At 69.1% G+C, this 18643-nt stretch carries 18 protein-coding genes; 8 read left to right on the plus strand and 10 right to left on the minus strand.

Annotated features, from left to right (window positions below):
• Position 1 precedes the first annotated feature (1 nt).
• Complete coding sequence (locus ACLBW1_RS00345; protein WP_447809393.1) at positions 2-529, minus strand: hypothetical protein; 528 nt, start codon at positions 527-529, stop codon at positions 2-4.
• Between the two features lie 157 nt (positions 530-686).
• On the opposite strand from ACLBW1_RS00345, the gene ACLBW1_RS00350 reads away from it, so the two are divergent.
• From ACLBW1_RS00350 to ACLBW1_RS00365, 4 genes are all read left to right on the plus strand, one after another.
• Entirely contained in the window at positions 687-1310 is a 624-nt protein-coding gene (locus tag ACLBW1_RS00350) for an AIM24 family protein (RefSeq protein ID WP_447809394.1), read from the plus strand.
• 5 nt (positions 1311-1315) lie between these two features.
• On the plus strand, positions 1316-2008 hold the full coding sequence (locus tag ACLBW1_RS00355; protein WP_447809395.1) for an AIM24 family protein: 693 nt from the start codon (positions 1316-1318) through the stop codon (positions 2006-2008).
• Between the two features lie 10 nt (positions 2009-2018).
• Positions 2019-2768: an AIM24 family protein gene (locus tag ACLBW1_RS00360; RefSeq protein ID WP_447809396.1), complete on the plus strand. Its 750-nt coding sequence runs from the start codon at positions 2019-2021 to the stop codon at positions 2766-2768.
• Positions 2769-2838: 70 nt separating this feature from the next.
• On the plus strand, positions 2839-3180 hold the full coding sequence (locus ACLBW1_RS00365; RefSeq protein ID WP_447809398.1) for an ArsR/SmtB family transcription factor: 342 nt from the start codon (positions 2839-2841) through the stop codon (positions 3178-3180).
• Positions 3181-3235: 55 nt separating this feature from the next.
• Here ACLBW1_RS00365 and ACLBW1_RS00370 read toward each other — a convergent pair whose 3' ends face one another.
• A complete protein-coding gene (locus ACLBW1_RS00370; RefSeq protein ID WP_447809399.1) occupies positions 3236-4453 on the minus strand; it encodes a cytochrome P450 in 1218 nt (405 codons plus the stop codon).
• A complete protein-coding gene (locus ACLBW1_RS00375; protein WP_447809401.1) occupies positions 4450-5823 on the minus strand; it encodes an MFS transporter in 1374 nt (457 codons plus the stop codon). The genes ACLBW1_RS00370 and ACLBW1_RS00375 overlap by 4 nt, the downstream gene beginning before the upstream one ends.
• Before the next feature lie 137 nt (positions 5824-5960).
• On the opposite strand from ACLBW1_RS00375, the gene ACLBW1_RS00380 reads away from it, so the two are divergent.
• Entirely contained in the window at positions 5961-7385 is a 1425-nt protein-coding gene (locus tag ACLBW1_RS00380; protein ID WP_447809402.1) for an FAD-dependent monooxygenase, read from the plus strand.
• A gap of 17 nt (positions 7386-7402) precedes the next feature.
• Here ACLBW1_RS00380 and ACLBW1_RS00385 read toward each other — a convergent pair whose 3' ends face one another.
• The 7 genes from ACLBW1_RS00385 to ACLBW1_RS00415 are packed head-to-tail and all read right to left on the minus strand — an operon-like array spanning position 7403 to position 15231.
• Positions 7403-8086 carry an HAD family hydrolase gene (locus tag ACLBW1_RS00385; RefSeq protein WP_447809404.1) on the minus strand — a complete coding sequence of 228 codons (684 nt, stop codon included), beginning with the start codon at positions 8084-8086 and terminating at the stop codon, positions 7403-7405.
• Complete coding sequence (locus ACLBW1_RS00390) at positions 8083-9072, minus strand: ScbA/BarX family gamma-butyrolactone biosynthesis protein (protein WP_447809405.1); 990 nt, start codon at positions 9070-9072, stop codon at positions 8083-8085. Before ACLBW1_RS00390 ends, ACLBW1_RS00385 begins: the two co-directional genes overlap by 4 nt.
• A 46-nt stretch (positions 9073-9118) precedes the next feature.
• Entirely contained in the window at positions 9119-10855 is a 1737-nt protein-coding gene (locus ACLBW1_RS00395) for an ABC transporter substrate-binding protein (protein ID WP_447809406.1), read from the minus strand.
• 32 nt (positions 10856-10887) lie between these two features.
• Positions 10888-12498 carry an ATP-binding cassette domain-containing protein gene (locus tag ACLBW1_RS00400; protein WP_447809407.1) on the minus strand — a complete coding sequence of 537 codons (1611 nt, stop codon included), beginning with the start codon at positions 12496-12498 and terminating at the stop codon, positions 10888-10890.
• Positions 12495-13346, minus strand: coding sequence for an ABC transporter permease (locus tag ACLBW1_RS00405; RefSeq protein WP_447809409.1), 852 nt, complete (start codon positions 13344-13346; stop codon positions 12495-12497). Before ACLBW1_RS00405 ends, ACLBW1_RS00400 begins: the two co-directional genes overlap by 4 nt.
• Complete coding sequence (locus ACLBW1_RS00410; RefSeq protein ID WP_447809411.1) at positions 13343-14359, minus strand: ABC transporter permease; 1017 nt, start codon at positions 14357-14359, stop codon at positions 13343-13345. Before ACLBW1_RS00410 ends, ACLBW1_RS00405 begins: the two co-directional genes overlap by 4 nt.
• Entirely contained in the window at positions 14356-15231 is an 876-nt protein-coding gene (locus tag ACLBW1_RS00415; RefSeq protein ID WP_447809413.1) for a sulfurtransferase, read from the minus strand. The genes ACLBW1_RS00410 and ACLBW1_RS00415 overlap by 4 nt, the downstream gene beginning before the upstream one ends.
• A gap of 132 nt (positions 15232-15363) precedes the next feature.
• Here ACLBW1_RS00415 and ACLBW1_RS00420 point away from each other — a divergent pair, with 132 nt between their 5' ends.
• Genes ACLBW1_RS00420 through ACLBW1_RS00430 form a run of 3 tightly spaced genes read left to right on the plus strand, consistent with a single transcriptional unit; the run spans position 15364 to position 18640 of the window.
• Positions 15364-16302, plus strand: coding sequence for a sulfurtransferase (locus ACLBW1_RS00420; RefSeq protein ID WP_447809414.1), 939 nt, complete (start codon positions 15364-15366; stop codon positions 16300-16302).
• 50 nt (positions 16303-16352) lie between these two features.
• The gene (locus tag ACLBW1_RS00425) at positions 16353-17654 is read left to right on the plus strand and encodes an NtaA/DmoA family FMN-dependent monooxygenase (protein ID WP_447809415.1); all 1302 of its coding nucleotides are present in this window, start codon (positions 16353-16355) and stop codon (positions 17652-17654) included.
• Positions 17651-18640, plus strand: coding sequence for an LLM class flavin-dependent oxidoreductase (locus ACLBW1_RS00430; RefSeq protein ID WP_447809417.1), 990 nt, complete (start codon positions 17651-17653; stop codon positions 18638-18640). The genes ACLBW1_RS00425 and ACLBW1_RS00430 overlap by 4 nt, the downstream gene beginning before the upstream one ends.
• The last annotated feature ends 3 nt before the right edge of the window (positions 18641-18643 follow it).

An 18643-nucleotide genomic window follows, 5' to 3' on the forward strand; every position in this document is an offset into this window, starting at 1 on the left:
CTCACCGCTGCGCGGCGGCCGGGTCCGTGGCTGCAGTGTTCGCGGCGTCGCCCGATTCGGTCGCGGCGGGGTCGGTCGCGGGAGCCGGCTCGTCGATGTCGTCGAAGGCGATGCGCGGGACCACGGTGGCGGCGAGGACCGCCCGTACGGCGTGGACGATCACCGCGACACCGAAGCCGACCGCCGCGGCCAGCGCCAGATAGAAAGCCGCGTCGACGAGCGCGCCCGAACCGGGTTCGGTGACCAGGGCCGCGGCCAACGCCAGGATCAGCCCGCCGACAGACCATGCGGTCGACACCAATCGGGGTGCGATGGTGGATGCGGCGAACAGTCGGCGGTAGATGGTGGTCTCGAACTCGTCGACGGCCGCCAGACGCACCGGGTCGCCGTCGGCGAGTGCGCGCAGCGACGCGGCCAGCGCTGCGTCGCGACCGAGATGGGCACCATCGCGTCGCCGGTGGTGGGTGTAGGCGATGACCGCCGCGATCGCCGCCACGAGTCCGAATGCCGCCACCACAGAGCTGTCCACGGCGCTCACGCTACCGCCCGTCCACGACGGCAGTGGCCGACGGCGAATTGTCCGTTGACCGCCCGTCATCAGGCGGCGCGCCCTACGATGACCCCGGACATGCGCCCGGTCGTGCCGGCCAACAGCCGCATCGGGCATCCGTCCTCGAGGAGCGCCGATGGCTGAACTGGTCGAACATTCCACACGCGTCGTCGCCGCGCGCCTCGACAACACCTCGATCCGAGCGATATCCGGATCGATGGTGTCCTACCAGGGCACGGTGGCGTTCAAGTCGGCCGGCTTCGGCGGCGGATCGGGCGTTCTCGCCGGCCTCAAGCAGCGCGCGACCGGCGAGAGCCTCTCGTTGATGGAGGCCACCGGTTCCGGCGTGGTCCATCTCGCGGTCAACGGGCAGTACGTCAGTGTGTTGCAGCTGACCAACGAGACACTGCAGGTGGAGTCCCAGCAACTGCTGGCGATGGCGGGGAATCTGCAGACCAACGTCACCTTCGCCGGCCTCGGCGGCATGAGCAGCGGGCAGGGGCTGTTCACCACCACCGTCACCGGCACCGGTCAGGTGGCGCTGCTGTCCGCGGGCGGCCCTCTGATCCATCTCGAGGTCAATCCGAACCTGCCCCTGGTGGTCGATCCCGACGCCTTCGTCTCGGCGAAAGGTCAACTGCAGCAATCGTTCGTCACCGATGTGAGCTGGCGCGACATGGTCGGCGCCGGGGGCGGTGAGGCCTTCTCGCTGCGATGGCAGGGCCAGGGTGTCGTCTCGATCCAACCCGCGGAACGGTGAACGCCATGGTCTTCGAGAAGGTCAACAGCAAGGTCGTCTCGGTCGACATCGCCCGGGCCGGAGGAGTGATCGCCCGCAAGGGCGCGATGCTCTTCTACACCGGCCAGGTGATGTTCTCCCCGCACATGATCCCCGGCGCCGGCGGTGCCGGCATGGGTGCGATGGCCGGCATGGCGGGCCGGATGATGGCCGGCGAGCACGAGAAAACGATGTTGGCCCAGGGAAACGGGGTGGTGCACTACGGTTTCGCCGGCCTGGCCGTGCATGTGGTGGATCTTCCGCAGGGCGGCACGGTGACCGCCGACGCCTCGCGACTACTCGGCCACACGGCGGGTCTGCAGGCGTCGGTGGTGATGATGCAGTCGCAGTCGGGCGGCGGAGGTGGCGGGCTGCGCAATGCCTTGCGCGGCGCCGCCACCGGCGCGCTCACCGGCAACGGCCTGATGACCACCCAGCTTCAGGGTCAGGGTGCGGTGGTGCTGCTCGCCCACGGCGAGGTGATGGAGCTGCGCGTGGGCGGCGAACCCGTTGTCGTCGACCCACAGGCGTTCGTCGGGACGCTGGGACACGTTCAGACACAGCTGAAATCGGCGCTGAGCTGGCGGGATGCGGTGGGTCGTGGCGCGGGAGAGGCCATGCAGCTGCACTGCACCGGCGACGGCATCGTGTTCGTGCAGGCATCGGAACAGAAGTTGTGAGGAAGAAGCCATGAGCGACATCCTGAATCCCGGGGTCCTGGTGGGCAACGACAACGTGCCGCACAACTCCTACGCGTACTACATCACCCTCGACCGGCCGTGGATCATGTCGAAGGGCGCGATGATCGCCTACTACGGACAGATGCAGTTCCGGACCCTGATGCAGGGCCTGCAGTCGGGGCTGCTCTCCTCGATCGCCGGGACCATCAGCGCGCCGATGTACATGGGCAACTTCGTCGTCGCCGAGGGCCAGGGAACGTTGATCATCGGCGACCGCGGCTTCGACATCAACTCCTTCGACCTCGACGACGGCAACCTGACGGTCCGCGCGGCGAACCTGCTCGCCTTCGAACCGGGACTGCACCTCAACCAGTCGATCGTCCCCGGCTACCTCACCCTGATCGGGACCGGGAAGTTCCTCGCCTCGTCGAACGGACCGGTGATGTTCGCCGAACCGCCGGTGCGCGTCGACCCGCAGTCGCTCGTCGGGTGGGCCGACTGCCCGTCACCGAGCCATCACTACGACCAGAACTGGGTGAACGGCTTCATGGCCGCGGGCGCCGCGATGATGGGAGCAGGCAGCGGCGAGGAGCAGCAGTTCGACTTCACCGGCGCGGGAACGGTTCTCATCCAGTCGAGCGAGAAGGTCCGCAACGACTCCGACGTCGTCCGCACCATCGAGACCCAGATCCCCGGGCTCTCGCAGAGCGGTATCCGCCGCATCATGGCCACCGCGCAGGCGCACATCAGCCAGCAGTGACCGGCGCGGCACGATCGGATCCGGATAGCTACTATCGGAATAGTAGGTTCGCGTTCTTCACCGAGAGGCAATGGCTGTGGCCGACCACGATGGGCATCCCGACATCGACGAGTTCGATCTGGGCGCCGTCCTGCACGCACTGGCCGATGACAATCGGCGAAGCGTCATCGCCCAGCTCGCCGCCGAACCGCAGGGTTCCGAGCAGTTCTGCAGCGTGTTCGGACTGCCCTGGGCTCCGTCGACCCGCACCCATCATTTTCGTGTGTTGCGGACCGCGGGCCTCATCTGGCAGCGGGACGTCGGCAACGGCCGCATGACCCGCCTGCGCCGCGACGACATGGACCGCGTGTTCCCGGGCCTGCTCGACTCGGTGATCGCCGCCGACGCGGCCACCCGCGCCCGCGTCTCCTGACCCCGCACGGGGTCAGGTTGCCGTACGGGGGGCCGTCCGCTCGTGGAGCGCCCGGCTAGAAGGTGACCGGTAGGGAGATCGGTCGGTGTACGAGGATGCCGGTGTCCCAGGCTATCTCGGAGGGATCGACGGTCAGTCGCAGGTCCGGGAGTTCGGTGACGAGCCGACGTAGGACCTCGGTGATCTCCATCCGCGCCTGCGCGGCCCCCATGCAGTGGTGCATCCCGTATCCGAACTGCAGGTGCCGACGGCCCTGACGGGCGGTGTCGACCACCCAGGGGGCGGGATAGACCGCGGGGTCCCGATTCGCCTGGTGCGCATCGGCGTACACCACGTCGCCCTCGGTGATGACGCCGTGTTCGACCGGCACGTCGCGGGTCGCGACGCGCGGGAAGGTCGAGATGCGGCCGAGGGGGAGCAGCCGCAGGAGTTCCTCGGTCACCGTCGGGATGGCGTCGGGATCGCCGACGAGGTGGTCCCACAGCGCCGGTCGGGCGAGCAGCACGTAGGCGATCTTCCCGATCACCGACAGCACGTTCTGGTCGCCACCCACGATGGAGCCCAACAGGATCGCGGCGTACTCGCCGTCGGTCACCGGTGGGGTGACGACGTCGCGACCGGCGAGCAGGTCCGCGATGAGGCCCGGACCCACCGGACGTCGACCGGCCACGAGGTCCTCGATGTAGTGGTAGAGCGTCCAGAAACTCTCGAGGAGTGCGGGGACGTCGTCGTCGCTACCGATCTGCATCTCGCGCGACAGCGCGCGGAAGAACGGCACGTCCGTGGCCGGGATGCCGAGCTGCACGGCGTTGAAGCCGATCGTGAGCGGGTCGAGCAGCGTCCCCATCAGATCGGCGGTGCCGGCGTCGCGATCACGGGTCAGCTCCGCCACGACCGTGTCGAGCACACCGTGCACGCTCTGTGCGCGCCGCGCCACCGACGCCGCGCTGTACGCCGATCCGACGAAGCCCTTGAGCCGCCCGTGATCGGGATGGTCGAGGTTCAGAAGCATCTCGGTCGGCATGATCGTCGGCAGGAACGTCGGCCCGTCGTCGGTGTTGGTGCGCGCACGCGCGAAGGTGACGTCGGTGAGCACCGCGTGCACGTCGCGGTAGGAGGTCAGGTGCACCGCCCGGTGACCGCTCGGGAGCAGCACCTGCGGCAATCCACCTCGCGACGGCTCGTCGACCGGCCGGGTCATCGACGGCGGTTGGAGGCCGGGCAGCTCCCTGAGGTCGACACGGACAGCCGTCGACGAGGTGGATGCGGTCATGCCGGGGTTCCTTCTCTCTCTGTGGGGGACGCCGGCCGGTCGGCCGAGGCGTCGTTCTGGGGGGACGTGGCGTCGGAGGCGGTCGGCGAAGGACGCCGCCGGACCGCGACGATCGCGATGGTCACCACCGCGAGCAACGCGATGAGCACGATGACCGTGGTGACGAAGGCGCTGCGGTAGACGTCGGGATGACCGAACTGGCCCGCGGCGGTGTCGTCGGCGGCCGCACCGCTGAGTTTCGATCCGATGACGGTCGAGAGCACGAGGGCGTAGCCCGCGACGAACACGGCCTCGCTGCCGATGCGGAAGAAGTTCAGCAGACCCGCGGCGGTGCCGGTGCGTTCCTCGGGCACCACCGACAGCGCGTGCCCGTCGACCAGACCGATGGGCAGTCCGAAACCGAGACCCAGCAGGACCATCGGCAGCAGGACCCACACGAACGAGTTGCCCTCCGACAGCAGGAGGATGCCCGCGTTGCCGAGGAGCAGGGCACCGAGGCTCAGCAGGACCACGACACCGACGGTGAGGGCGCGGAACCGGGTGACCGCCTGGGCGATGAGCAGCGGCGTCACGAGAACCGGGATGGTCATGGCCAGCATGAGCAGTCCCGCGTCACCGGCACCGAGGTCCTTGATGCCACTGAAGGCCGAGGGCAGGTAGGTCAACAGCGTCACGAAGCCGATCGAGCCGGCGACGGGGACGAGGCACATCGCGAGGAACTCACGATTGCGCAGGAGGCTGATGTCGAGGATCGGGCCGCGCGGTCCGCTCACCGGCTCCGCGGCGGGGAGCACCCGAGATCCGATCGCGGCGGCGGCGAGGATCACCGCGTGCACGACGAACACACCGCGCCAGTCGACGAGTGAGACCAGGGCGCCGGAGATGGTGGGGCCCAGTGCGAGTCCCAATCCGTTGACGGTCCCGAAGATCGCGAACGCGTGCGTACGGCGAGATCCCTCGTACGCACTCGAGATGAGCGAGCTCGATCCGGTGAGGATGGCCGCGGCACCGACGCCGGCGATGACCCGGGCGATGTCGAGGATCAGGAGGTTCGGCGCGATGGCGCTGAACACGCTGCCCAGGGTGACCGCGACGGCACCGAGGGCGAAGGTCTGGCGGTGTCCGATGCGGTCGCTGAGCGCGCCCCACACCAGGGTCGCGAGGGCGAACGCCACGTTGAAACCGTTGACGACCCATTGCAGGGCCGTGGGATTCGACCCCAGGTCGGTGGAGATGTGCGGGAGGGCGATCGCGGTGCCGGCGATCGCGGTCGGTGTGACGAATTGTGCCGCCAGCACGATCGGCAATGTCCACCTGCTCGGCGTCGCCGCGGTCTGCGCTCCCGCGTCGGTGGTGCTCGTGTCGGTCATGAGACCCCTTCGGTCGTCGTGTCGGTGATGAGTGCGAGCGCGGATCCGGCTCGCACCGCACTCACTGCGATTGCAGTAGGTACTATAAACACCGTAGGTACGATCGCGCTGGTTTGTGACCACGGGGAGAGAGCGACATGGGCAGTCAGGTACACCACACCGACGTGGCGATCGTCGGCGGCGGACCGGTCGGTATGGCCCTGGCCGCCGAGCTCGCACTGCACGGGATCGCCGTCGCGGTGATCGAGATCCGCACCGAGACCGACGAACGTCCCCGTGCGGGCACAGTCCACGCCCGTTCCCTTTCGCACCTGGCGCGCCGTGGTTACATACCGTCGCGTCGTGCCGACGAGATCATCGGTGCAGCAGGGCAATACGTGTCCACACCGTTCCAATTCGCCGCCCAGCCCGTACTGTCCATCACTGCCCCCGCGGTCGAACCGGCCCCCATCGCGGGTATCCCGCAGGCACGTCTCGAGGCCGCGTTCGAGCACCGCGCCCGTGCCCTCGGGGCTCACGTGTTGCGTGGTCACACCGTGCGTGAGATCGCCGACCGTCGCACCACCGACGCCGGCGACCGGTTCGAGCTCACGGTCGACTCCGACACACCGGAGGGGTTCGGATCCGTGTGGGCCCGATACATCGTCGGCGCCGACGGCGCGCGCAGTCTGGTCGCCGAGCACGGCGACTTCGGCAGTCACAGCTATCCCGCGACGATGAACGCGCTCGCCGGTCTGGCACGCGCCGACCAGTTCGACCCGCCGCCGGGATGGAACGTGACGTCCACCGGATGGACGCTGCACAACCCGAATCCCGGTGGCAAGGCACGGATAATCGCGATGGACTTCTCCGGTCCGCTGACCGTGCGCGACACCCCCGATCCGCAGGAGTACCTGCGCCGCCTCGGCACGGTGCTGGGTGCGCCGCCCGCACTCGACGACATCACCCATCTCACCCGCTTCAGCGACTACGGCCGGTACCGCACCCGGATGTGCGACGACCGCGTGATGCTCATCGGTGACGCCGCCCACGTGCACTACCCGCTGGGCGGGCAGGGTCTCAACACCGGCATGCAGGACGCCTTCACCCTCGGCTGGCGCCTCGCGTCGGTGATCACCCACGGCACAGATCATTCCGTGCTCGAGGAGTGGTCGCGGGAACGGGTACGGGTGGCCGGGGTCGTCGTCGCCAACACGGTGCTGCAGTCGCGGATGATGAATCCGCACTCCACCGATCTGCGTGACGCCGTGGTCGCGATGCTGTCGGTGCCCGGCCTGCACGACGCGCTGGCCGACGTGATCAGCGGCCAGTTCCAGACGGGCTTCCAGACCGACCTGGTGATCACCGCCGACGACGGAACGGTGTCCACCCTCGCCGAACTCCTCACCCGGGGAACCCATGTGGCCATCGCGCCGGACAGCGAGACCCCGCTGCCCGGCGCGGTCGGTGCCGATGGGCCGTCGCGTCCGGACGTGACCGTGGTGCGCGGGAAGGTCACCCCGGAGCAGCCGTGGGTGTCCGCCCTCATCCGGCCGGACGGCTACCTCGCGGCCATGCACTGACCCCCACCACCCGGGACTCACCCGGCCGAGGGGACGGCCGCGCCGTGCGCGGACCCGGAGTGCCGGGCGACGGCGGACCGCACGGCCTCGACCGCCGAGGGCGTGTCGACGAACTGCACTGCGGTCCAGCCGCTCTCGACCGCTGACCGGCAGTTCTCGGCGAGGTCGTCGACGAGAATGCAGTCGCGCGGTTCGACGTCGTTACGCTCCGCGGCAAGGGCGAAGATCTGCGGATCCGGCTTCCGCACGCCGACACGGCAGGAGTCGACGAGGTCGGTCACCACGTCGTCGAGTCCGACCATGGGACGCCAGTAGGGCTCCCATTCGACGACGTTGTTGCTCAGGATCCCCACTGGGACACCGTCGGCGATCAATTCGAGTGCGAGGTCGCGGATACCCGAGTTCACCTGATGACCCGCGAACCACTGCCGACCGAAGTCGGGTTCGCTGCGCGAGAGGTCGAGGTCGGGCCGCTCGATGCGGATCGCGGCGTGCAGGCGGGACACCCAGTCACGTTCGCTGAGCAACCCCAACTCGATGGGTGCGAGTGGGGGCAGGTCGAATTGTGCACCGACCGTGGCGATGGCCCGTTGCAGGACGGCCACCGGGATACCCGTGTTCGCCTCGTAGCGCTCGAACAGCTCGAGCAGCGGCGGCGACAACACCCCACCGAAGTCGAACCACACGAAGGGCCCGCTCATTGGACCATGGTGTAGATGTCGACGGGCAGGAGCTTGAGATGAACTTGACCGTGCGCGATCACGTCATCGCCCTGGTCGAGGTGGACGTCGGCGAGCGCACCACCCTCGTCGTCGGGCCGCACGGTGGCGCGGGCGTGCGTGTCGCGTTCGAACTCTCCGAACTTCGTGAACTCCATGTGCAGGCGGTGCATCACCATGCGGTTGGTGTCGAGCCCCAGCGTCACGTTGGCCGAGGCCATGGCGATCTGACGGGCCGCCTCGAACACGAGCATGCCCGGGACGTGGTCGAGTGCGTGGTCGAACAGCGACGGATGATTGGTGTCGATGATCGTCAGTGTCGACAGCTCGCCGTCCACGAGTTCGGGGTTGGCGAGGATCGCGTTGCGCGGGTTGTGCCGACCGACCGATCCCGGCCGCATCCGTGCGACGTGCGCGGCCGCAGGTATCCGGTGCTGCGGGGGTAGGCCCAACGACTCCCGACCGCGATTGCGGATCTTCTTCCACACCGGGCTCGGCATCCACTGGTAGGTCATCGCCTCGCGGGCGGCGACGGTTCCCTCGATGGAGGCCACCATCTCCAGCGTCAGACCGATGACCTGACCGTCGCGGACCTTCTCGTGCACGACGTGGGCCTCGATGACGCAGTGTCCGGGGCAGGCTCCGATCCGCAGCGTCCTCTCGTCCAGGATCTCGAAATCGGCTGCACCGAAGATGAACTTCTCGGTTCGTGGGACGTCGAGGAAGGTGTGCGCGTAGTAGATGGCGACCTGACGGAACACCTCGACGAGCAGGAGCGCGTCGTAGCTGGCCGCGGTCCCCCGGTGATCGCTGAAGTAGGAGTGGTTGCGCGGAAGCTGAGCGGCGAAGGCCGCCCCGTCCGCGGTCCGGTGTGCATCGGTGAGGAACACCTCGGCGATCGATTCCCGGTGCACGATGCCCCGGGGGATGTTGCGGTCGAAGGAGAGTTGTTCAAGAGCGACGGTCATGGTGTGCCTTCCTGGTGGGTCGGACGGATGTCGTTACGCGCGTGCACTATCGGGCTTCGACGGCGATGTCGTAGGACCACCCGTTGACGATGTTGCGTGGGGCGTCGAAGAGGGACGTGAGGTTGAAGACCTTCGATGACGCGGCGACGCTGTTGCGGTCGGTGAAGAGCGGGATGGCGATGTTGCGGCCCAGGACCCGCTTGACGACGTTGTCGAACAGTGTCTTTCGGGTCGCGGTGTCGGTGGCCTGCGTCGCCTCGATGAGCCACCGGTCGACCTGGGGGTCCGACAGCTTCGATCCCGCGACGATCGAACCGAGGGTGATGCCGTCGATCTGCCCGTACTTCAGATCAGGGCTGGTGGAGCCGAACGCGCGGTTCAGTTGCAGCGAGAGATCGAGTCCGCCGACCTGGCGCGGGAAGGCCTGATACCTGTTCTGCGCGAGCAGGTCATAGACCTGAGCGTTCTCGACGTACTGCAGCGCGACATCGACGCCGAGGTTCTGCCGCAACTCGGCCTGCCACGCCTTGAGGACGTCGTCGAGGGGGTAGGTCGGTGTCGTCGCGAGCAGGCGTACCTGCAGTGTCTGGCCGGCGGCGTTGGTGCGGAACTCCTTCCCCGGCGTGGTGACCCACCCGGCCTGCGTCAGTTCGTCCCGGGCCGCCTGCGGATCGGGTGGCGTGGCGTTGTCGTACCCGGGCTCGAAGTACTTGCTGTCAGGGGAGATCAGGCTCCACGCGCGTTTCTGTGTGTTCCGGGTGACCGATCCGATGACGGTCGACAGGTCGACCCCCCTTGCGATCGCGTTGCGTACCCGGTCGTCCCGCGTCGCGCCGTCGGTGACGTTGAGCATGATGACCGTCGGCGACGCCGCCGATCCGACCTGGTCGTACTGGAAGTCCCCGGACCCGCGGAAGAGGTCGATGTCGGTCGCCTTGACCGTCGATATGGCGTCGACCTCGCCGCTGCGCAGCAACCCGGCCCGCGTGGACCCCTCGGGTACGTACTTCACGACGAGCGAGTCGACGTAGGCGGCGCCCTGGTGACGCGCGGTCGCCGGCCCCCAGTGGTAGGCGGGGTTCTTGCGGAAGCGGATCTCCTGTCCCTGGATGGCTCGGTCGATGATGAACGGACCCGACCCGACGAGCTTCGTGCCGCTGGTGAGCGTGGTCTTGTCGGCCGTGAGCGTGCTGGGGGCGACGATGGCACCGCTCAGCCCGGCGAGCGTGGACAGGAAATCGGCACGCGGTGATGACAGGGAGATCCGGACCCGGTACGGCGCAACGACATCGACGGTCCGGACGCTGGAGTACTGCAGGATCCCGAGCGTCGTCCACGACGGGTAGTCCGGATCTCGGAGCTTGTCGATGGTGGTCTTGACCGCGGCGGCGTCGAGCTTCTCACCGTTGGAGAAGGTGACATCGTCGCGCAGGGTGAAGTCGTAGGTCTTGCCGTCGGGTGACACGGTCCACGACGTCGCCAGCCACGGGTGGAAGTTCTCCTGGGCGTCTTCGGACACGAGGCTGTCGTAGCTGTTGCGCAGGACCTGCGAGGCATCGAAGGCCGAACCGAAGTGTGGATTGAGTCCGCGCGAGGGGTAGGCGTCGAGAGCGATCGTGAACGTGCCGCCGTCGGCGGGGGATCCCGACGGTGCGCCGCCTCCGGAACCTGGTTCGGGATCGGATGCGCACGCGGCGGCGACGCCGATGACGAACAGCGCCACGAGGGCGACGACTGCGGCGCGGGGTACACGGAGAACGGGGGTCAGCACGGTCGGTGTCACCTGTCTGGTCGGTGGATCGGTATCGGTCGGGCTCACAGTCGAGGGATGGCGTCGATCAGACGGCGCGTACACGACGACCGCGGAGCGTCGAACAGCGCGGCGGTGGTGGCCTGTTCGGCGATCCGCCCGTGGTCGAGCACCACGACTCGGTGACACAGACTTCGGACGACGGCCAGATCGTGGGAGATGAACACGACTCCCAGCTCGGTGCCCTCGGTCAACTCCCGCAGCAGATCGAGGATCTGCGCCTGCACCGAGATGTCCAGTGCCGAGACGGGTTCGTCGCAGACCAGCAGTCGTGGTGCAGACCCGAGTGCCCGGGCGATGTTCACCCGCTGGCGCTGCCCACCGGACAGTTCACGGGGGTGTCGCGCCGCGATGGACCGCGGGAGGTGCACCGCGTCGAGGAGTTCGCACACCCTCGACGCGCGGTCTGCACGTCGGTCGACAACTGCGGCCACACTCTCGGTGACGATGCGGTCGACGGTGTGGCGGGGATCGAACGACGCCACCGAATCCTGGGCCACGAGGCCGATCTCACCGAGGCGCCGGAAGGCGGTGCGGTCCTCACCGTCGCGGAGGATCGTGCCGGCGTCGGGCAGCAGCAACCCGGTGACGATCTCGGCGATCGTGGACTTGCCCGACCCCGACTCACCGACGATGCCGAGCACCTCACCGGCCGCGACGTCGAACGACACGCTGTCGACCGCGACCAGCGGACGGCCGAGCACCCGGAAGCTCTTGCTCAGGCCACGAACCGACAAAACCGGGACCGCTGCGGGGTCGGTGGTGAGCGGCGGTCGTGGGGCTCCCCGGGGTACGGCGTCCAGCAATGCCCGGGTGTGCGCGGCGGTCGGCGTGTCGATCACTGCGCGGACCGGACCCTCCTCGACGACACGTCCGTCGTGCATCACCACCACTCGATCGGCGACGGCCGAGACGACGGCGAGGTCGTGGCTGACCAGGATGACGGCCCGTCCGGCGCGCGCCTGCGCGGCGACGAGGTCGAGCACCTGCGCCTGCACCGTGACATCGAGTGCCGTGGTGGGTTCGTCGGCGATGATGAGGTCGGGTTCACCGGCCAGCGCCGAGGCGATGAGGGCACGTTGCCGTTGCCCGCCCGACAGCTGGAACGACCGCTGGCGCCGCTTCACCTCGGGATCGGTGATGCCGACCGAGGTCAACAGTTCTTCGACCCGCGCGGTGCGCCCTCGGCGCGGTACGTCGACCAGGGCCTCGGTCACCTCGGCCCCGATGGTGCGCAACGGATCCAGGGCGGTCAGGGCGTCCTGCAGGATGAGACCGATCCGGCGGCCTCGCACGGCTCTCCACCGTCGCTCGCCGCGGTCGAGCGCATCCTCGCCGAAGATCTCGAAACGATCGGCCGCGACACGGGCGCCCGGTCCCGCGAGACCGGCCAGACTGCGGGTCGTCACCGACTTGCCGGAGCCCGACTCACCGACGACGGCGAGGACCTCTCCGCGGCGCACCGACAGATCGACGCCGTGCACCACCTCGGTGTCGCCGAAGGCGATGCGCAGGTTCTCGATCCGGACCAGGGTCTCGGGGTCGGACCGGTGGTCGGGTGTCGTGGTGGTCGGTGCGGCGTCCGTTCGCGACGTGGTGTCCAGGGGCGTGCTCATCGCGGATCCCGGTACTCGAAACGTCGGGCCGCGGCCCGACCGACCACCGTGCTCGCGATCACCGTCGCGTTGATCGCGAGACCGGGGAAGAACACCGACCACGAGGCGATGCGCAGGTCGTCGCGCGCTTCGGCCAGCATCGAACCCCACTCCGGGGTGGGTGGCTGCGGACCGAATCCGAGGAAGCTCAGGGCGGCGGCACCCAGGATGGAGGTGCCCAACCCCAGCGTGATCAGGACCGGCAGGGTGGTGACGGCGTTCGGCAGGATGTGTCGCCCGACGACGTGCAGCCGGCGAGTGGTGAGACGGGCGTGCGTGACGTAGTCGGCACGCGACACCACCCGCGTCTCGGCGCGCATGACGCGGGCGAAACGCGGGGCGGACGCGATCCCGATGGCCAGGATCAGATTGGTGGTGCCGGTACCGGTCAGGGCGATGAGCACCAGCGCCAGCAGGATCTCGGGGAACGCACCGAGCAGGTCGAAACACCGCGACAGGACCGTGTCGACGATGCGGTTCCCGAGTCCCGACACCAATCCCAGTGGGACACCGATCGCCACGGCGAGCAGCGTTGCCGACACCCCGATGGCGATGGACAGCCGCGCGCCGTGGACCACCCGGGTCCACACGTCGCGACCGAGTTGATCGGTGCCGAACGGGTGGTGCGACGACGGCGCGGAGTGTGCGATCGTCAGGTCGATACGGAGCGGATCGGTGGGCGCGAAGAGCGCGGGCCACACGACGGCGACGATCACCAGCACGAGGAACACACTCGCGACCGCCAGGCCGGGCGGGACCCGGGGCACGGCGAAGCGCAATCGCTGTGCGACAACGGATGTCGTGGTCATCGGACCTCCCTCAGCCGCGGGTCGATCCACAGGTGCAGGAGGTCGACCAGGACAGTGACGACCAGATAGATCGTCGCGGTGAGCAATGCGATCGCCAGCACCACCGGCAGGTCCTTGTAGGTGACGGCTTCGACGGTCGCGCTGCCGAGCCCGGCGCGTCCGAAGACCTCCTCGACGACCACGGTCCCGGTGAGCAGGCTGCTGACCGCCCACCCGGCGAGCGTCGCGGCCGGGATGAGCGAGTGGCGCATGCCGTGTCCGGCACGCAACCGCAGTCCGCCGACGCCCCGTGCCCGCGCCGACACCGCGAACGGCTGCTCCAACGCGCGCTCGACACCGCCGCGCATGACCTGGGACAGCACCGCGGCGATGGGCAACGCGAGCGTGAGACCGGGCAGGATCAACCGCTGCACCTCGGTGCCCGCGGTCACCGGCAGCACGCGCAGCGTGAACGCGAACACCCAGATGAGGATGAGTCCGACCCAGAAGGTCGGGGCCGAGGCGAGTGACAGTTCGACACCGCTCACCGCCGCCGCGACCGGTCCGCGCCGACCGGCGGTGAGCACTGCGAGCAGGGGTGTGAGCACCACCACGATGAGCAGTGCGACGCCGGCGAGCTTCGCGGTGGAGATCAGCTGGTCGCCGAAGACGATGTCGGACACCGGCTCTCCGCGCACATAGGAGTAGCCCAGGTCGCCGTGCAGCAGCTTGCCGACGTAACGCAGGTACTGGACGACGAGAGGCTGGTCGAGTCCCCAGTCCTGTTCGACCCGCGCGCGCAGATCCGGGTTGCTCGCCTCGCCCATCACCGCCGAGACAGCATCACCCGGCGCGAGGTGGATCGCGAGGAACGCCAGGGTCATCGCCGCCCAGATCATCGACACCGCCGAGATCACGGTCGAAGAGATGCGACGCACGAGGACACGGCGCCGCCCCGGTCCGTCGACCGGTGTCGACGGCAGCGGGTGTTCGTCCGACGCCAGGGGGCCCGCCGGCGTGATCGTGGCGGTCACAGTTCGATCGGGGCGCCCACGACGCTCCCCCACTCGGTCCACGATCCGTCGTAGACGCGCACCCGATCGTCACCGAGGACATCACGGAAGATCAACCAGCCCAGCGCCGCCCGATGTGACAGCCGGCAGTAGAAGACGAGATCGTCCGCATCGTCGACCCCGGCCTCGCGCACCCGTTCCTGTAGCCGTTCGACCGGCAGGATGCGATCGGCGTGGTCGAGCAGCTCCGCGACGTGCAGCGACCGCGCGCCCGGGATACGACCGTGTCGTTGCGCGCCGTGGTCGATCGGCTCGGTCCACGGAGCGACCCGGAGGCCGGAGAACTCCTCTGGCGACCGTAGATCGACGATCGTGATGTTCGGCGAGTCGAGGGCGGCGAGGACGCCGGCGCGGTCGACCAGCACGGACGGACGCGCGCCGGACGGCACCGCGGCCGACGCGGCGGGTGACCCGACCACGCGGGCCGAGGTCTGGGCGGTGGACATCTGTTCTGTCAGTGGCGTGGCCGCTCGCCAGGCACCTACACCGCCGTCGAGGTAGTGAACCCGATCGGCGAGCCCGACGACCGTTGCCGCCCACACCGCGTAGGCCGCGAACTGTGTCGGTTCGCCTGCGAACACGACCGTGCTGTCGGCGCCGACCCCGAGCGCCTGCAATCGGCGCGACAACGTCGCCGCCGTGGCGAGTTCGCGGCGGGTGTCGTGCCACAGCAGCGACTTCCAGAACACGGCCCGCGCTCCGGGGATGGCCCCCGTGGCACCGGTGTCGGAGTCGACGTTCGTGATCTCGATGACGACAACGTCGGCGCGTGACCCCAGGGCCGACCGCAGCCACTCGACGTCGACGATCGTCGACGTCCTCGTCTCGGCCATGAGCCCTCCTCCGGTCAGCGCCGCGTGATCGTTCGTGATGGGAAAGAATGTATGCGCTCGATGCCGGATTCGTGAATACAAAAATCACGGTGCGCCGAACTATGTTCCCGATTGTCCTGCAAACATAACTTCGTGCTCACTCCGCCGCCGACCCGAGGGAACGCCGTCATCGACATCACCGACCACCGCGCAGACCATGTCGCGAGCGCCGACACCCTGGCCCATCCCCGCTTCGCCGGGGTGGTGCTCGACATCCGGGTGGGTGACGACGGGCGCGCGGACCTCGACGCCTACCTGCGCGGTCACATCCCCGGGGCACGCTTCGTCGATCTCGACGCCGACCTGTCAGGCCCGGTGACGTCACGATCGGGGGCACGACCGCTCCCCGATCACGCCGACCTGGCGCGATCACTACGCCGTTGGGGCATCACCCCGGCCACGCCGGTGGTGGTCCATGACGACTCCACCTCCGCTGCCGCCGCACGAGCCTGGTGGATCCTGCGGTGGGCCGGAGTACGCGACGTGCGTCTCCTCGACGGCGGTCTGCGCGCCTGGCTCGCCGACGGCGGAGACCTGGCCGTGGGCCACGAACGCGGGCCGGTGCGGGCCGTCGTCCCTGCCGGACACCCTGATGCGGGAGTCGTATGGACACCCGGCGTACTGCCGACGGTCGAGATCGACGACGTGGTGGACCTCACCCGCCGCGCCGTGCTGCTCGACGCGAGGCCCGCGTCACTGTTCAGCGGATCCGAGGGCGGTTCCGCGCACATCCCCGGTGCGGTGAGCGCGCCGGTCTTCACCGACTTCGACGACGACGGGCGACTTCGCCCGGCACACGAGCTCGCGGCCCGTTACCGTGCTCTCGGCGTCGACCTCCACGCGGCGGACCGCGTGGTCGCGGCGTCGTACTGTTCGAGCGGCGTCGCGGCCGCGCTCCAGGTGCTGGTGCTCGCCACCCTCGGTGCGCGGGCGGCGCTGTATCCCGGGTCGCTGTCGCAGTGGACCGCAGACCCCGCGCGCCTGACCATCGGCGCGTGCATCACCCCGCGCCCCACCGCCGACATCGGCTGACGAGACGAGACCATGCGAACCCGACGAGGAATCGCCCGCCGAGGAGACCGATGACCACCGGACGTCGAATCATTCTCAACGCCAACCTGATACCAGGCGGGACGATCGGAAGTCCGTGGCGTCGCACCGAGGAGCCCGCCGGGCACTTCGTGACCATCGAGCACTATCTCGAGGTGGCCAGGATCGCCGAGCGCGGGCGGTTCGACGCACTCTTCCTCGCCGACTCCCCCGATCTGCAGACCAAGGAGTGGAACGCGCCGAGCCGACTGCTCGACCCCATTGTCGCGCAGTCGGTGATAGCGGCCGCCACGGAGAACATCGGCCTCATCGTCACCGCGACGACGTCCTACAACGACCCGTACAACCTCGCCCGCCAGTTCGCGAGCCTCGCCGCCGTCTCGGGCGGACGCGCCGGCTGGAACCTCGTGGTCACCGGCGGTGATGCCGCTGCGCGTAACCACTCGCTCGACGAGGCGTTGCCCAAGGCCGACCGGTACGAGCGGGCCGCGGAGTTCATCGAGGTGGTCACCGCGCTGTGGGACTCGTGGACACCCGACGCGGTGATCGCCGACCGTGCGACGGGTCGCTACCTCGATCCGCGACGCATCCATCCGATCGGTCACGACGGCAAGCACTTCCGCGTCGCCGGACCACTCAAGGCGCCTCCACTGCAGCACGGGCGACCCGTGCTCATCCAGGCCGGGGCCTCGACCCACGGCGTCGAGCTCGGCGCCCGCACGTCGGACGCCATCTATACCGCGCATGTTGACGCGGACTCCGCCCGCGCACGGCGTACCGAGGTCCGTGCGCTCGCCGTCGAGGCAGGCCGTCACCCCGACTCGGTGAAGCTGCTGCCCGGACTCATCGTCATCCTCGCCGACACCGAGGCCGCCGCCCGCGCCCGCCAGGCCGATCTCGCCGACCTCATCCCGGACGAGGTACAGATCGTGAACCTGGCCGCACGCCTCGGCGTGGAGCCCGACGCCCTGGACCTCGACGCACCGATCCCGTGGCACCTCGTCCCACCGGAGAGTTCCGCCGACAGTGCGCGCGGTCAGCGCGCGGTGTTCCTCGAGTTCGTGGCACGTCAGGGCCTCGACACCCGCGGCGCAGCACGACTTCTCGCCGCCGGCAGCGGACATGCGACGGTGGTGGGCGGTCCCGAGCAGGTCGCCGACACGATCGAGGACTGGTTCGTCTCGGGGGCCTGCGACGGCTTCAACGTGATGGTCGACGAGCTGCCCGCCGGCCTCGAGACCTTCGTGGACACGGTGATCCCGATCCTGTCCCGCCGGGGCCTGTTCCGGACCGAGTACACCGCTTCCACCCTGCGCGGACACTACGGCCTGTGAGCACCGCACCGGTCGGCGTCGCACCGCGGCTGTCGCTGTTCCTGCAGGTCCGAACCGGTGAGCCCACCGCGGCGGTGTACCGGCGCGTGATCGAGATCGCCCGGCACGCAGAACGTCTGGGCGTCGACACGCTCTGGGTCGCGGCGCGACATTTCGGAGCCCACCACGCCGCGGTCCCCAGCCCGTTCCCCCTCCTCGCCGCGATCGCCGCGCACACCGACCGGCTACGGCTGGGCACCGGTGTGGTCGCGCTGCCGTTCGAGAACCCGGTGCGTCTGGTCGAGGACGCCGCGGTGACCGACCATCTCAGCGACGGTCGCGTCGAACTCGGCGTGGGCAAAGGTCTCGGTTTCGGCCTGTCGGCCACCACGTACGCCGGTTTCGGACTCGCCGCGGTCGATCGCGAGGACGTGTACGCCCGACACCTCGACGCCCTGCACCGGCTGACCACGACCGGTGTCGCCGCGGAGGATGTCGTGCTCCACCCGGATCCGACGGCTCTGCGCGCCCGTATCTGGCAGTCCACCGGCAACAACGAGACCGCCCGGCGGGCCGGTCTCGCCGGCGACGGGTTGCTGCCCCATGCGAACTCCGAGGCCCGCGGGGGCTCGGGGGTGTGCGAGCTGGTCGATGTCTACCTCGACGCCTGCGGCGACACCGTGCCGCGGGTGGGCGCGACCATCGGGGTGCTACCCGGCGACGTCGAGCGGCTCCTCGAGGTCGATCGGCAGATCAGCCCCGCCTACTACGAGTCGACGCCGGTTGCCGACGACTGCATGCGTTACCTCCGCGAGGCCCACATCGCGCACGGGCCGACCGAGGCCATCGTCGACACCGTCGTCGCGTCCGGCTCGCTCGACCGAGCGACCGATCTGTTGTTCTCGGTGCCGCTCGCCCTGCACCACGAGGCTTTCGTCGACACCCTCGAACGGGTGGTGGGCGAGGTCGCGCCGGCACTCACCGACGCCGCCACCCCGGTGCGCTGACAG

Source organism: Williamsia sp. M5A3_1d, assembly GCF_053345315.1.